The organism is Algoriphagus iocasae (assembly GCF_014206875.1).
GTDB classification, from domain to species: Bacteria; Bacteroidota; Bacteroidia; order Cytophagales; family Cyclobacteriaceae; genus Algoriphagus; species Algoriphagus iocasae.
On the sequence record NZ_JACIJO010000002.1, the window covers coordinates 1,303,982 to 1,319,177 of the forward strand.

Annotated in this window: 16 protein-coding genes; 9 read left to right on the forward strand and 7 right to left on the reverse strand. The window is 39.7% G+C overall.

All coding sequences use genetic code 11. The annotated features are described in order from the left end of the window. Nucleotides 1–59: 59 nt before the first annotated feature. Entirely contained in the window at nucleotides 60–977 is a 918-nt protein-coding gene (locus FHS59_RS13030) for a TolB family protein (RefSeq protein ID WP_184495571.1), read from the reverse strand. A 291-nt stretch (nucleotides 978–1,268) separates the two neighbouring features. On the opposite strand from FHS59_RS13030, the gene FHS59_RS13035 reads away from it, so the two are divergent. Genes FHS59_RS13035 through FHS59_RS13045 form a run of 3 tightly spaced genes read left to right on the forward strand, consistent with a single transcriptional unit; the run spans nucleotide 1,269 to nucleotide 3,214 of the window. Beyond that, complete coding sequence (locus FHS59_RS13035) at nucleotides 1,269–1,706, forward strand: Rieske 2Fe-2S domain-containing protein (protein WP_184495573.1); 438 nt, start codon at nucleotides 1,269–1,271, stop codon at nucleotides 1,704–1,706. A 27-nt stretch (nucleotides 1,707–1,733) separates the two neighbouring features. Continuing rightward, entirely contained in the window at nucleotides 1,734–2,654 is a 921-nt protein-coding gene (locus FHS59_RS13040) for a DUF5777 family beta-barrel protein (RefSeq protein ID WP_184495575.1), read from the forward strand. An 11-nt stretch (nucleotides 2,655–2,665) separates the two neighbouring features. Then, nucleotides 2,666–3,214 (forward strand): YceI family protein, encoded by a 549-nt coding sequence (locus FHS59_RS13045; protein WP_184495577.1) that lies wholly within the window; start codon nucleotides 2,666–2,668, stop codon nucleotides 3,212–3,214. A gap of 9 nt (nucleotides 3,215–3,223) precedes the next feature. On the opposite strand, the gene FHS59_RS13050 is transcribed toward FHS59_RS13045, so the two are convergent. After that, a complete protein-coding gene (locus tag FHS59_RS13050; RefSeq protein WP_184495579.1) occupies nucleotides 3,224–4,201 on the reverse strand; it encodes a GlxA family transcriptional regulator in 978 nt (325 codons plus the stop codon). Between the two features lie 121 nt (nucleotides 4,202–4,322). Here FHS59_RS13050 and FHS59_RS23310 point away from each other — a divergent pair, with 121 nt between their 5' ends. Both FHS59_RS23310 and FHS59_RS23315 read left to right on the forward strand, forming a co-directional pair. Then, nucleotides 4,323–4,748 carry an SRPBCC family protein gene (locus FHS59_RS23310; protein ID WP_184495582.1) on the forward strand — a complete coding sequence of 142 codons (426 nt, stop codon included), beginning with the start codon at nucleotides 4,323–4,325 and terminating at the stop codon, nucleotides 4,746–4,748. Next, the gene (locus FHS59_RS23315) at nucleotides 4,745–5,203 is read left to right on the forward strand and encodes an SRPBCC family protein (RefSeq protein WP_184495583.1); all 459 of its coding nucleotides are present in this window, start codon (nucleotides 4,745–4,747) and stop codon (nucleotides 5,201–5,203) included. The genes FHS59_RS23310 and FHS59_RS23315 overlap by 4 nt, the downstream gene beginning before the upstream one ends. A gap of 53 nt (nucleotides 5,204–5,256) precedes the next feature. Here the strand turns inward: FHS59_RS23315 and FHS59_RS13065 are convergent, their stop codons facing one another. Next, nucleotides 5,257–5,661, reverse strand: coding sequence for a DoxX family protein (locus tag FHS59_RS13065; protein WP_184495585.1), 405 nt, complete (start codon nucleotides 5,659–5,661; stop codon nucleotides 5,257–5,259). Nucleotides 5,662–6,177: 516 nt separating this feature from the next. Between FHS59_RS13065 and argB the strand changes: the two genes are divergently transcribed. Genes argB through argJ form a run of 4 tightly spaced genes read left to right on the forward strand, consistent with a single transcriptional unit; the run spans nucleotide 6,178 to nucleotide 10,460 of the window. Beyond that, nucleotides 6,178–6,993, forward strand: a complete 816-nt coding sequence (argB, locus tag FHS59_RS13070) for an acetylglutamate kinase (RefSeq protein WP_184495587.1) — start codon at nucleotides 6,178–6,180, stop codon at nucleotides 6,991–6,993. 3 nt (nucleotides 6,994–6,996) lie between these two features. Next, entirely contained in the window at nucleotides 6,997–8,190 is a 1,194-nt protein-coding gene (locus FHS59_RS13075) for an aspartate aminotransferase family protein (RefSeq protein ID WP_184495590.1), read from the forward strand. 1 nt (nucleotide 8,191) lies between these two features. Next, nucleotides 8,192–9,235 carry an N-acetyl-gamma-glutamyl-phosphate reductase gene (gene argC, locus FHS59_RS13080; RefSeq protein WP_184495592.1) on the forward strand — a complete coding sequence of 348 codons (1,044 nt, stop codon included), beginning with the start codon at nucleotides 8,192–8,194 and terminating at the stop codon, nucleotides 9,233–9,235. Between the two features lie 13 nt (nucleotides 9,236–9,248). Continuing rightward, entirely contained in the window at nucleotides 9,249–10,460 is a 1,212-nt protein-coding gene (argJ, locus tag FHS59_RS13085) for a bifunctional glutamate N-acetyltransferase/amino-acid acetyltransferase ArgJ (protein ID WP_184495594.1), read from the forward strand. Between the two features lie 58 nt (nucleotides 10,461–10,518). Here argJ and FHS59_RS13090 read toward each other — a convergent pair whose 3' ends face one another. The 4 genes from FHS59_RS13090 to FHS59_RS13105 form a co-directional block, all read right to left on the reverse strand. Then, on the reverse strand, nucleotides 10,519–11,127 hold the full coding sequence (locus FHS59_RS13090) for a Uma2 family endonuclease (protein ID WP_184495596.1): 609 nt from the start codon (nucleotides 11,125–11,127) through the stop codon (nucleotides 10,519–10,521). 105 nt (nucleotides 11,128–11,232) lie between these two features. Next, on the reverse strand, nucleotides 11,233–12,480 hold the full coding sequence (locus FHS59_RS13095; RefSeq protein ID WP_184495598.1) for an NAD(P)/FAD-dependent oxidoreductase: 1,248 nt from the start codon (nucleotides 12,478–12,480) through the stop codon (nucleotides 11,233–11,235). A gap of 81 nt (nucleotides 12,481–12,561) precedes the next feature. Next, on the reverse strand, nucleotides 12,562–13,566 hold the full coding sequence (locus FHS59_RS13100; RefSeq protein WP_184495600.1) for a 4-hydroxyproline epimerase: 1,005 nt from the start codon (nucleotides 13,564–13,566) through the stop codon (nucleotides 12,562–12,564). Between the two features lie 68 nt (nucleotides 13,567–13,634). Then, nucleotides 13,635–15,095, reverse strand: coding sequence for an aldehyde dehydrogenase (NADP(+)) (locus FHS59_RS13105; RefSeq protein ID WP_184495602.1), 1,461 nt, complete (start codon nucleotides 15,093–15,095; stop codon nucleotides 13,635–13,637). Between the last annotated feature and the right edge of the window lie 101 nt (nucleotides 15,096–15,196).

The window sequence follows — 15,196 nt, forward strand, 5'->3', positions numbered from 1 at the left end:
CGAGGTTAGAAAAAAACCTCAAAGGTTAGATGCTGACTTCTTTTCTAACTTGCTAGTTTTCAAACATCCTTCAAGCCATACCTCACATAAGCGAACTTTGTTCCTTCAGGATGCCAGGATGGAACATTGATGGTTCCTTGACCTCCATAAAACTCTTCGGTCAAATCGGTCACTTCTTTGGTCTCCAGGTCAAGTAAGCGCAGTTTTACCTGTCTCCCAAAAGGATGTCCTTCTTTCTGGTCTTCGAGATAGGTGATGATTGTAGCTACTTTATTGTTTGGAGAGATATGTGCAAACCAGTTTGAGTGCATGTCAAAAGTCATCTGTTCAGGATTAGAACCGTCAGGTTTCATTCTCCAGATCTGCATCATTCCTGTACGATAGGAATTAAAATAAATGTATTTCCCGTCAGGAGAATATTCTGGACCATCATCGAGACTTTCTTCAGAGGTCAATCTGATTTCTTCCCCTCCATTCACACTCATTTTATAGATATCGTAATTTCCATTCCTGGGTGCGCAGTAAACAATGTCTTTCCCGTCTGGCGAAACTCCATGCCAGTAAGAAGGGGAAAGAGGTGTGATCAGGGTGGGGTTTCCTCCCTCGGCTGCTACTTTATAAATATAGGAGCCTCCTCTTTCTACATCGGGCTTTCCACTGGAAATAAACAAAGTCTTACCATCAAAAGAATAACCATGGTCATTGTTGGCTCTTTGGATGCTACCAGTATTTAAAGTTCCAAGATTTTTTCCCTCAGGACTTATTTTTTCCAGCTTTCCTTTGCTATTAATTAGGAGAAAAGACCCGTCAGGAGACCAATTTGGAGCTTCAAAATGACGATCTTCTTTTAAAATCATTTCTGATTTACCAGTTGCCATATCATAGATATAAAGTGAGCTGATGACTTGCTTCCCTTCTGGCACTTGTGCAAACACGCCAGAACTAAGTAAGAAGAAATAGATCGCTAGCTTTTTCATAGGTTAATTGGGTATAGGTTTATTGGTTTTGAATCAAATGGTCTGAAGTCGAAATCAACAATTGTGTATTAATCTTTAATTCACGAATTGTTCATTTAATCAGACCTAGAGTGTTAAGGAAGTTAAGTTAATAAACATTTTATGTTTAGGGATATTTGAATATAAAATTCTGGGATAAACTCAAATTCAAAATATATCGTACATGTTTTTTAAGATAATCTTAATAAATGCTAAAGAATGTTCTAATTGATTTTTCTTGAACTTGTCAGCGAATAATCATCCTGTTTTATAATGAAAAATAAAATTTCAAGAAATGAATTCCTTAAATCCTTGGGTTTTAAGGGAGCGTCTTTGCTGGCTATTTATTGCGGAGCATCTACTTTGACATCTTGTATCAATGAAGCTGGAGATCCTAGTGGCCCAGCAGCTCTTGATTTTACTTTGGACTTGACAGATTCTGCCAATTCTGCTCTTAATTCGATTGGAAATTACCTAATCATCAACAAAGTGGTGATTGCCAGGATTTCTGCGAATGAGTTTGCTGCTGTGACACAAATCTGTTCTCATGAAAATAGGTCGAAGGTAATTTATCAAGGTTCAGGGTTTTATTGTACCGAACATGGAGCAAAATATACTACCGAGGGAGTTGGTTTAAACTCAGAGGGTAAAAGGGGAATTAAAGCTTACAATACCGAATTTTCCGGAACTACACTTCGGGTTTTTGCATAATTATCAAGGAATTAAACATTGCCTTAAATGATCAAAAAACTAACAGTTGCGCTCTTATTTATTTTGATGTCCGGAGTTTCTTTTGCTCAGGATGACTTATTAAATATGCTCAATGAGGATCTAGAAAAGGAAACTGTATATACGCAGGCTACTTTCAAAGCAACTCGCCTCATCAATGGCCAGACCATTGAAACAATTTCCAAAAAGCATTTAAACTTCTGGATTTCTCACAGATTCGGTTCTGTAAACAGTGGCTTTCTTTCCAACTTTTTCGGTTTAGATGAAGCAAGAATACGCTTGGGATTAGAATATGGTTTGACGGATCAGCTGCTGATTGGAGTGGGGAGAAGTTCGGAGGAAAAGACCTATGACTTCTATACCAAATACAAATTGTTGAGGCAATCAAATTTGTTTCCTTTTAGCTTATCGGCTTATGGAAGTTTGGCAGTGAATACCATGCCTACAGGTTATGTTATGAATTCGGGAAGCGAGATGAAGTTCTTCAATAACAAAGAGCGCTTGACCTATACTACCCAGGCTTTAATTGCCAGAAAATTTAATGACAAGTTTTCTTTTCAGTTGATGCCTACTTTCATTCACATCAATAAGGTAGAAAATAGCTTGTTCGATAATAATTTATTCTCCTTGGGAATGGGAGGAAGGTATAAAATCAGTTCTAGAGTTACTTTCTCTGCTGAATACTATTATAATTTCGTGGACAGAGATTCCTACCAAATAGAAACTGGTGTACCATACCCTTATCATAATTCGCTTTCCCTTGGATTTGATATTGATACTGGTGGTCACGTCTTTCAGCTACACTTTACCAATGCTAGGGGAATGATCGAAAGACATTTTATTGCGTTGAATACAGGGACTTGGGAAAATGCCGATATCTTTTATGGGTTTAATATTTCCAGAACGTTCAGCTTTGATAAAGGAAGATAATTGCAAAAACTATGAAAAAGAGAATCATCCATTTAGTCCTTATTTTCTGTGCTGTAACCTTTACAGCTTCAGCTCAGACATTGTATTCCACTTCTAATGGAGAGATTTCGTTTTTCTCTGATGCACCTTTGGAAGATATTCAAGCAGTCAATAAAGCGGTAGCTTCCATCATCAATGCTGATAATAATGAGATTGCGGTGCAAATGAGGATCACTGATTTTGAATTCCCCAATAAATTGATGCAAGAACATTTCAATGAGAATTACCTCGAAAGTGAGAAATATCCGACGGGAGTATTTAAAGGTAAAATCAAAGAACCTTTGGATCTGAAAACAGCAGGTACTTATAAAGCAACGGCTGAAGGAACCATGACCATTCATGGAGTGACTAAATCAGTGACTATTCCCGGTACGATTGTTTCCAATGGAAATCAGCTAAAACTTGATTTTAAATTTCCCATAAAATTGGAGGATTATAAAATTGACATTCCAACTATCGTTTTTAACAAAATCGCAGAAGTGGTAGATGTGACAGGTTCGATGACCTTGGTGAAAAAATAAATAGCTGGCTCAATTTTGGGCCAGCTTATTATATTTATTTCGGTATTCCAGCGGTGTCAAACCTGTGATTTTTTTGAAGGTGTTTCTGAAGGCCTTCGTATCCGAATACCCAACATCAAACATGACTTCTGAGATATTCTTCATTGTAGATTCAAAGCTTCTTTTTGCTGCCTCTATTTTTACTCTTTGAATGTATTCCAGAACCGAGTTGTTGGTTACTCTCTTAAATCTCCTTTCAAAACTTCTTCTTCCAACTGCTACTTTCTCCGCAAGTGTGTCCACTGAAATCTTGTCTTCAATCATTTCTTCAATAAGTTCCTGGGCTTTTTTTACTGCTTCGTCCTGATGGGTTTTTTGAGCTGAAAAAATAGTAAACGGAGATTGGCTATTTCGATCAATGTCTATGGCAAAGTATTTAGAAAGCATGATAGCGGTTTCTCTATCTGTAAATTTCTCAACTAGATGCAATAGTAAATTCCAATAGGAATTCGCTCCTCCGCTTGAATAAATTCCGGATTCCTCGGTCACAATGCTCCCATCTTGAACATCAACATCTGGGTACATTTCTCGAAATAAATCTGTAAAACCCCAATGTGTAGACACTTTTTTCCCGTCAAGAAGACCTGTTGCCCCTAGCAAAAATGCACCAATACATAGGGAAGCAATTTCTACTCCTTTATGATATTGCTCAGAGATCCAAGGGATAAACTCTTTATTGGCAGAAATTGCAGTTGGAAGATCTCCGAAAAGTGGTGGGATAATGATGAGATCTGCCCGACCTGCATCTTTCAAAAGGATGTCTGGAGCTATGGAGAAATTCGGTCCTGATGGATAAATTTTAGGTTTAAGACCGATTAACTGAACGTCAAAAAGGGTGTCTTTCCCTGATTGAATCAAGAAGTTGTTTACTGTACTGAAACAATATTGGGTTCCTGCAATTACCTGAAGAACAGAGTGCTCTGGCGCTAAAATGTAGATCTTCTTCATATCCAAAAGTAACTATCCTTGTCGTAATTAACCCCATAATTGTCTAATTTGTACATCCTGATTTTCTAAGATGATTGGTACTTTTGAAATATAGACTTTACCTCATTTAAACAACCAAGAAATGACAACTGCAGAAAAAACAAAGATCACAGTTCAGGTAATTGTGAATTCAACCAAGGAAAAGGTTTGGGATAGTTGGAATAAGCCAAAGCACATTGTGAATTGGTGTTTTGCATCTCCAGACTGGCATTGTCCAAAATCTGAAAATGATTTGCAGCCTGGAGGAAACTTTATTTCCAGAATGGAAGCAAAAGATGGAAGTTTTGGATTTGATTTTGGCGGAGTGTATCAGGAAGTCAAAAAGCACGAATTTATCTCTTACATCATGGATGATGGAAGAAAAGTAAGCATCGAATTTTCAGAAACTCCAACTGGTATTCTTGTCAAAGAAACATTTGAAGCTGAAGCTACCAATCCGGTAGAAATGCAGCGAGATGGATGGCAAGCAATAATGAATAATTACAAAACCTATACTGAATCGCTATGAAAGATTTTGAAAAACTGCGCTTTGAAATTTTGATCAACGCTTCTGTAGAAAATGTTTACAGAAATATGATCCAAAAGTCAACCTATGAAGAATGGACAACGGTTTTTTCGCCGACTTCTTCTTTTGAAGGAAATTGGGAGGAAGGAAGTAAAATTCTTTTTGTGGGATTTGATGAAAACGGGAATAAAGGAGGGATGGTCAGTAGAATAGAGAAGAATATTCCTAATAAGTATGTGAGTATCGAGCATCTCGGTGAACTCAAAGATGGAAAAGAGATTTTGGGCACGCCCGAAGTTCAGGCTTGGGCAGGAGCGCACGAAAACTACATTTTCGAAGCTAAAGGAAAACAGACTTTGTTGAAAATTGAGCTGGATTCTAACAAAGAGTTTGAGGAATACTTTGCCGGAATTTGGCCAAAGGCATTAGAAAAACTGAAAGAAATCTGCGAGCGCTAATCCCAAAATTTTGGCATTGTGTTTACATACTTCTGAATATGAATCAGTCCGTTTTAGAAGAGACTGCGTTTTTTCTTCTTCATTCCATCAATGGAGAACTTTCCAGCTCCCATCACTAAGATCGCTAAAAACAAAACAAAGAATAGCAATGGTTTTTCTTTGGTGCCAAATGGATCATCAGCATGAGCATAAAAGGCTGCTGTTAGCATTGTAAGCATCAAAGGAACTGTTGCCCATCTGGTTTTGAATCCAATCATTACCAAACAGGTGCAAATCACTTCTGCAATGACAGCCAAAGCCAAAGAGATTTCTGGTCCCAAGCCGAAAGGATCGTGAAATCTCACCGGGCCTTCACCAAAAAGTCTACCTATTTTGGGAATCCCATGTGTCAACATCATACCACTTGCAGCAAGCCTGACAATTAATTTTCCTAGGTTTTTTAATAATGATTCATTCATAGGGCGTAAGTTTCTTTAACGATTTAAATTATAGTTCTTTTCGGATAATGAAACAAAGAATTATAGCAACAGCATTATTTGGAAACAATCGGTAGTCAACTAATTAGAATTGGTGGTTAGGAGGTTTTCATTTTCTTTCGAATTGACTCGAAAGTGGGTTTATTATCTACCCAATCCCCAATTTGGGGAGTGGATTTCCGATTTTTTAAAATATACCAGCCAAAAGGGGGGCTGTCTGTGACAGCTTGTCAGTAAAAAACAGGATGATCAAAAGTATCTATTGTACTTTATCTAGAAATAATTTTAATTATTCCAATTCTACAATTGCTTTATACAAATTGCCTCTTTCGGTACGAAGGTTGTTTCTTTAACGCGTGTCATAATTAAATTTGACTTCTAATAATCAGATATTCAGCTTAAAACAATAGAAATTCAATTCTGATTTATTTTCAACTAACATTTCCATACGGGTGATCTTAGTTTGGAAAAAATCAATTTATTATAAAAAAAATAAAAATGTCAAATCAAAGAATTCTCATCAAATATGGTGGGAATGCGATGATCAACCCAGACTTACAAGATGAGATTGCCAAGCAAATCTATAAGCTTCAGCAATCTGGTTTCGAAGTCATTATGGTACACGGAGGTGGGCCATTTATTAACAAAGCCTTAGAAAAAGCAGCCATCCAGTCTCATTTTGTGGATGGTCTCAGGGTGACCGAACAATTGGCTTTTTCTGAAATCCAAAAAGCTTTGATAGGAGAAGTCAATGCCAATCTGATTTCCACCCTCACAAAAAATCAATTGAAAGCTGTTGGTCTTTCCGGAAAAGATGCAGGGATGGTCAAAGCAAAAAAATACAGACATCTGACTGCCGAGGGCAAAGAGGTGGATTTAGGGTTAGTTGGAGAAATCACTGACATCGATACCGAGTTGCTCGACACACTTTGCAAGGCCGGCTACGTACCGGTAGTCGCTTGTATAGCGGATGGAGCAGATGGGCAAAGCTACAATATCAATGCGGATACTTTTGCAGGAAAATTGGCCGCTGCAGTAAATGCGGATCAGTTTATTGTTTTGACGGATGTAGATGGACTCTTTTTAAATTATCCAGACCCATCTTCTATCATTTTTCAACTGAACGAGGCACAGGTCAATGAACATATGGGAAGTACCATCAAAGGTGGAATGATTCCCAAGATCAAATCTTGCGTGCTTGCATTGCAAGAAGGAGTGAATAAATCCATTATTCTCAATGGAACGAAACCGGAGCAAATCACAAGCTATGCGGTGGATGGAAAGCAAGTAGGAACAACTTTGACACTCAATTAGACTATGACAAATCAAGATTTATATCAAAAAGACAAAGAGAATTATCTGCCAACCTTTAACCGGTTTCCTTTAGCTTTTATCAAGGGAAAAGGAAGTCGACTTTGGGATGCAAATGGCAAAGAATACATTGATTTACTGGCAGGAATTGCTGTAAACAATGTGGGGCATTGTCATCCAAAAGTGGTGGAAGCCATCCAAAAGCAAACAGCTGAATTGATGCATATCTCCAACTTTTTTGTCAGCCCACAGCAAGTAGCTTTGAGTGAATTGCTGGTAAAAATCTCTGGTTTGGATCGTGTTTTTTTGACAAATAGCGGTGCTGAATCAGTGGAAGGAGCAATGAAAATTGCCAGAAGATTTGCTCATAAAAATGGTAGAGGAGGAAAAATCATTTCCATGCAAAATTCATTTCATGGAAGAACTTTAGCAACAATCGCAACAGGTCAAGAAAAGTATCAAAAAGGCTTTGAACCTATCCCAGTAGGATTTTCACAAGTGCCTTTTAATGATCTGGAGGCAGTGCAATCTGCAATTGATAAAGATACCGCAGCAGTAATCTTGGAGCCTGTGCAAGGTGAAGGAGGGGTGATTCCTGTTGAAAAAGCCTATTTAGAAGGATTAAGAAAGCTCTGTGATGAAACTGGAGTTCTATTGATTTTTGATGAAATCCAGTGTGGAATCGGAAGAACTGGGAAGTGGTTTGCAAAAGATCACTTTGGGGTTCAGCCGGATATTATGACTTTGGCCAAAGGCCTTGGTGGAGGCATGCCGATCGGAGCTTTTTTATGTAATGAAAAGGTAGCTGAAGCTATCGAATTTGGTGATCATGGAACGACCTTCGGAGGAAATCCTTTGGCAGCGGCTTCAGCGATTGCTACTATCGAAACTATCGCAGAAAATCAGCTTTGCAAACGAGCAACTGAAACCGGTGCTTGGCTGAAAGAGAAGATGCAGGAGCTTATTGAAAAGCACGAGGAGCTGGAATCTATCAGAGGCTTAGGCTTGATGCTCGGAGTGAAATTAAAGTCACCGGGAGCACCTTTGGTAAAACAACTCCTAGAAGAGGGGATCATAGCCAATGCGACTGCGGTAAATATTTTAAGACTAGTTCCAGCCTTGAATATTTCGAAGGAAGATCTTCAGATTTTCTTAGATAAGCTGGATGAAATTTTAATCGAAACAAAAATTACTTCCTAAGATGAGTCATCAAAAATTAAAAGTTGCCATCGTAGGTGCCTCAGGATTTACAGGGTCAGAATTGGCGAGATTATTATTAAACCATCCGGATGTGACCATCTCGATGATCACTTCTGAGTCGCATGTTGGAAAACCATTTTCCGATTTGCATCCGCAGTTTTTTAATAGGCTGGATATTCCTTTGGTGAGCGCCGACGAGGTAGACCAACAACAATTGGATGTGATTTTCTTGGCTTTGCCACATGGCGTTTCGATGGATTTCGTTTCGAAGTGGAAAGATCTGGGAGCTAAAATCATTGATTTATCAGGTGATTTCAGGCTTTCTTCCAAAGAAGTTTATGAAGAATGGTATCAAAAGAAACACAGTTTTCCAGAAGGGTTTGAAGGTGCAGTTTATGGATTGCCTGAGTTGTATTCAAAGCAGATATCTGATGCCAATTTAGTAGCCAATCCTGGCTGCTATCCGACGGCATCCATTTTGAGTTTGGCCCCGCTTTTTGCACAGCAGATTGTGGTAGAAGATTCGGTGATCATCGATGCAAAATCCGGATTGACGGGAGCAGGAATCAAGGCGAATGCGACAACTCATTTCTCCAATGTCAATGAGAATTTTAAAGCGTATGGCATCGCGGGTCATAGGCATACCATTGAGATCGAAGAGCAACTTGGAGGGTTGGCAGGTTCATCTGCCAATGTGCAATTTACTCCTCATCTTCTGCCTGTAGACCGAGGGATTTTGGTGACAGCTTACGCCAAAGTAACCGAAGAAATGGATCAGGAGAAATTACGATCGATTTATCAGGACTTCTATCAGGATAAGCCTTTTGTTAGACTTCGAAATCAGGCTCCAGGCATCAAAGATGTACGAGGAAGCCATTTTTGTGATGTTTTTCCTGTTTGGGACGAAAGAACAAATAGAGTCATTGTGCTCTCAGCCATAGATAATTTATTAAAAGGAGCAGCCAGTCAGGCTGTTCATAATATGAACTTGATGTTTGACTTGCCAGAGGCAACAGGCTTAAATCAAATTCCACTTAAACCTTAACGGGAAAAAGAAAATGATTCAGAATATTACGAATGTACGAGGAATAAAATGTTGGGGAGCGCATACCGGCGTGAAGTCGATGAAGCGTGATTTGGCGATTATCTATTCTGAAGTTCCGGCTGCTGCCGCAGGAACTTTGACACAGAATAAAGTAAGGGCAGAGCCTATCAAAATCACAGAAAGAAATCTGAAAGACAACAAGGCTCAGGTGATCATTTGCAACGCAGGAAATGCCAATGCATGTACTGGAGACCAAGGTCGGGAAGGAGCCGAGGCAATGGTGAGAACTACTGCTGAATTGTTGGGGATTTCAGAAGAAGACGTGATTGTTGCCTCGACAGGAATCATCGGAGTCGAATTTCCTACGGAAGATGTAGTGGAAGGCTTAAAAGTGAATATCCCGAAATTGAGCGACGAACTTAAAGCAGGTTCTTTTGTGGCTAATGCGATTTTGACGACAGATACCTTTGCCAAAGAAGGGTTTATCGAGTTTAAACACGAAGGTGAAACGATTAATCTTGCTGGCGTTGCCAAAGGTTCAGGAATGATTCATCCGAATATGGCGACCATGTTAGCCTTTATCGTGACGGATTTTAATATCGATGAAAAGTTACTTCAAGAAACAGTCACATATTGTGTGGACCGCTCATTTAATATGATTACTGTGGATGGCGATACTTCCACCAATGATATGGTTGCCGTGATGGCTAATGGTCTAGCCGGAAATAGAAAGGTAACAAGCAAGGATGATCCTGGATACGAAGTTTTTCAGGAGAAATTATTAGAGATCTTAACCCATTTGGCTAAGCTGATCGTCTCTGACGGAGAAGGTGCATCCAAGTTTATTGAGTACAAGGTAACGAAAGCCAAATCTGAGCAAATTGCCAGATCATTGATTAGAGCGATTTCAGACTCTACCTTGGTCAAAACAGCCATGTTTGGTAGAGATCCGAATTGGGGAAGAATTGTTGCCGCATGTGGCAATGCTGGTGTTCCTTTCAATTATAAAAAAGTCAATTTATTCATTGGGGATCAAAACCATTTGGTTCAGGTTTTGGATAAAGGAAATCCGATGGAATTTGATAAGGCATATATGAAAAAATTACTTCGAGAATCTCAGATTCAGGTACTTCTTGAGTTGAATTCTGGAGAAGAAGAAGGTATCGGGTGGGGATCTGACTTGACGACTGATTATGTCATGTTTAATTCAGTTTATACTACTTGATTTATATCCAATCATGCAAAAAAAATCCTGCTTCGGAAGAAGCAGGATTTTTTTTGAGCTAATCAATATTGCTAAAAAACTCTTCCAGATCCAGCTCAAAACCATGTATCACATTAGATTTAATGATATCTCCATGCGAAAAAAGTTTACTTGGCTGATATTTACCTTCAATCAAATTATAAATAACCAAGGTTTCTTCAGAAGGATGAATAATCCAATATTCTTGTACTTCTGATTCCTCGTAGACTTCGTACTTATTCTTTAATTCCTTTTTATTGCTGCCTGGTGAAAGCACTTCTACAATTAGATCAGGAGCACCTAAACAACCCGCTTCGTCTAGCTTTGAGCGATCACAGACTACACATATGTCAGGCTGAACCACTGTGAATATATCCTCATCCTTTTTAGAATGGACAGGTAGGCGAACGTCAAAGGGGGCAATAAAGACTTTGCAGTTTTTACCTTCTAAGTGCTGCAATATCTTGGAAAAAAGTAAGCCAGCCACTTCCTGATGTTTTCTCCTTGGCGCTGCTGCAGCAGAGCGAAATACTTTACCTTTGATGAGCTCGACCATTTCATCAATTTCCCAAGTCAGATAGTCAGCATAAGAATAAGTTCCGTATTCCGTAAATGGCTCTTTTACAAGGTCTTTCTCTTCAGATTCCATAGTGGTAAGTTAAGAAAAGAGCTTGAGAATTTTACTAATAATTCATCTAAATAATTAGTACTATAACTGCGATCTTTCTTGTACTTTATGGTTTCAAGAAAATGGTTAATTGTATCTCCCAACCTTAAAACCTGAGATTTCCATAGAGGAATCTTTTTGCTGATGCAATTCGCTGATGATTTTGCCGGAGGCAGGAGCCAAACTTACTCCCATCATAGAATGTCCGGAATTCACCAAAACATTGGATAAGCCGGGTGCAAAGCCGATATAAGGAAGACCATCTGGAGAGCAAGGTCTAAGACCTTTCCAGATTTTATTTTCCTCTGGGAATTTTGCCTCAAAGGAAGGATAATAGCGGTTGATCGATTCGTAAATTCCTTTTACACGATTAATGTTGATTTTCTGATTGGTACCGGCAATTTCCATGGTTCCACCAAAACGGATTTGAGAACCATATGGGCTTACTGCCACTTTCATTTCAGTCAATATAGAAGCCTGCAAAATTTCGGGTTTATTTTCCTGAATGAAGGAATAGCCTTTTCCTCCCATCATTGGTAAATAAAAACCGAGCATTTTCGCTAATTCTCCAGACCAGGATCCTCCACAGAGAATGACTTTTTCCGTTTCGATTTTTCCTTTGTCTGTCAAAACTGCGTTCACAGAATTCCCGACTTTTTCAAAACCATGCACTTCGGTGTTTGAAAGAAATTTCACGCCCTTCTCTTCAAGATAGCTTTTTAGAAAACCGTATAATTTCCCCGGATCCAAATGTGCATCACCGGGAAACATCACAGCTCCTCGAGCTTTTACCTCCAGGTTTGGTTCTATTTTTTTGATGTCTTCAGGACTGAGAATATCTGCCTCCAATCCGTGTTTTCTTGCCAGATGAGCAAATTCTATTTCTTCTTTTTCAATGGCTTCGGTTTGGTAAATCATCATCAAGCCTTTTTCCTGCAAGGCAATTGCTGAAGAACGATGCTCGTCCCGAAACTCCTGATACAATACTTTGCTTAGTAAGCTGAGATTCTTTAGAAATGGTATGCTTCGTTCTACATGGGCCGGATTTGCCGATCTAAAAAACTGCAAACACCATTTCAATAATTTCGCATCCAATCGAGGGTGAATATAAAAGGGACTTTTAGATGAAAACATCCAGGAAATTCCTTTGCTGATCATCCCGGGAGCAGCCAATGGGATAATATGACTAGGCACAATCATACCTGCGTTCCCAGTGGAGCAGTTTTGGAGCATGTCTCCCTTGTCGATAACTTGCACTTCAATCCCTTCTTTTTGAAGGAAATAGGCCGAGAAAAGTCCAACTATTCCGCCGCCGATGATAAGGGTTGGTTTCATATTTAAGTACCAAGTACTAGGTACAAAGTACCAAGACAAGCCGATAGGACTTTTTACTTGGTACTTTGTACTTCGTACAATTTATATTACTTGGAATCCATGTACGTATGGATCGTCGTCGTCCAGAATGATTGTATTGTATCCGTAAACTTTTGCCCAGCCTTCGATACTTGGAATGATAGCTGGCTTGCCGGCGATTTCAGTTTCTTCTTCGATTCTGCCAATAAACTTAGAGCCGATGAAACTTTCATGAATGAAGTCTTCTCCTGGTTTTAAAAGGCCTTTTGCATACCATTGGGCCAATCTTGCCGAAGTTCCTGTACCACAAGGAGACCTGTCAATTGCTTTGTCTCCATAGAACACAGCATTTCTTGCGGTACTTTTAGGGTCAAGGGTTTTTCCAGTCCAAAGGATGTGGGAAAGACCTCGGATTTGATCATGCTCAGGGTGAATAAAATCAAACTTCTCATTCATTTTCTTTCGAAGAGATCTCGCCATCGAAATCAATTGCTCGGCTTTGAAATGCTCTAATCCCGGGAAGTTTTCCTGCGGATCCACAATGCAATAGAAGTTTCCACCGTAGGCTACATCTACAGTCAGTTTGCCTAATTCATCGGACTCAATCTCTAAGCCTTCTGCTGCCAAAAAACTTTTGACATTGGTCAGCTTTACTGATTTTACTTTTTTTCCTTCCTGCTTATACTCTACCAAAACAAGCCCGGCGGGCGTTTCTAGCCTCAGCTGGCCTGGAGTTTTTGGATAGATTAATCCTTCCTCGATCGCAATAGTCACCGTCCCAATGGTACCATGACCACACATGGCCAAGCAACCGCTGGTTTCGATGAATAATACTGCAACGTCATTTTCCGGATTATGAGGAGGGAAAAGCATGGAGCCGGACATCATATCATGACCTCTTGGCTCCAACATCAAACCAGTCCGGATCCAATCCAGATTCTCTAGAAAATACTGGCGTTTTTCCAGCATGTTATTTCCTTTTAGGAAAGGAACTCCACCGGAAACCACCCGCACCGGATTCCCACAGGTATGTGCATCAATGCAGGAGAAAGTGTGTCGTGTTGACATGTAATCTTTGTTAGTCGCTATTGGACTTTTTATTTCAGTAATAAACCTAGAGTGTTCCTTTTAAAAGGTTACGATAAAATTCTTTCAATCGTAAACTTTCCATTGACCTGTCTTACTATGCCTAATGGGTTCTCGTCTTTCAGCGCATCAGGAAGTAATGCGGATGGCATGTCCTGAAAAGCAATCGGTCTTGCAAAACGCTTGATAGCATGAGCTCCAACAGAAGTGCTTCTTGCATCAGTGGTAGATGGGTATGGTCCGCCATGTTGCATTGCATAGCCAACTTCTACACCGGTAGGAACTCCTGTGAAAAGTAATCTTCCACATTTTTCTTCCAAAAGGCTAATAAGTTCTCTTTGGTTTTTAAGTTCAGCATTGTCACCCCAAAGCGTAATGGTTAACTGACCATGAAGTTTTTTGGCAACCTCTAGTAGTTCGTTTTCATTTTCATAGACGACCATCAAAGCAAAAGAACCGAAAACCTCAGCTTGGAATATATCATCCTCGATCCAGTCGGAAGCTTTGATTTCTGCCAAAGCAGGACTGACATTGATCAAGTGCTTGGCATCAGGAACTTTCACCCATTTTAATTCTGGTCTGGTCTGGAGATTATCCAATGCTTTATAATATGAATCCGCAATTCCTTCATGAAGCATCGGACTTGAAGGAGCTGTTTGCAATGCTTCAGAAACTGCACTTTCAAAATTTGCTGCCAAATGCCTAGGCACGAAAATCAAACCCGGATTGGTACAAAACTGGCCGGAACCTAAAGTAAGCGAACTCACATAGCTTTGTGCCAAAGGAACCAATTCATTGCTTAAACGCCCTTGAAAAGCAAATACAGGATTTACTGAGCCCATTTCTGCATATACTGGAATAGGTTCTTTTCGGTCATTTGCAATGTTGAAAAGAGACTTACCTGCACCAAATGATCCTGTAAACGCCACCGCTTTTGCTAAAGGATGTTTGACAAGGTCCTGACCCATTTTTACCCCGCCTTCTACATGCGTGAAAACTCCAGCTGGAATTCCACATTTTTCTGCTGCCTGAGAAATACATTCTCCGACAAATTTGGAAGTGTCAGGATGAGCAGGGTGTCCTTTATAAATTACTGGGCATCCTGCTGCCAAAGCAGAAATCGTATCTCCACCTGCCGTAGAAAACGCCAATGGGAAATTGCTGGCACCGAAAACTACTACTGGTCCGATAGGAATCAGCATTCTTCGGATATCTGCCTTTGGAAGGGGAGTTCGAGTAGGATCTGCAGGATCAATAGTTGCTTCTACCCAACTTCCGTCTCGAACCTGAGAAGCAAAAAGTTTGATTTGACCTGTTGTTCTGCCTAGTTCTCCATTGATTCTGCCTTCTGGCAAATTGGATTCCCTACCAGCCATTAGGACAATGGCGCTTCTGTTTTCTTCCAGGATTTCTGCAATCTTTTCAAGGAATTCAGCTTTTTTATCAGCTGAAATAGATTTGTAGGTTAGAAATGCTTCTTGGGCTGCTGAAAATATTGTATCGAGATTCATAAATAGGTTGTAATAGATGAGAAAATTTGAGCTTTTGAAAAGCCAGAGCTTAAGTTACAATTTTTGTCTCTTAGCCCTGACATTTCCCGAAAGGGATTGCT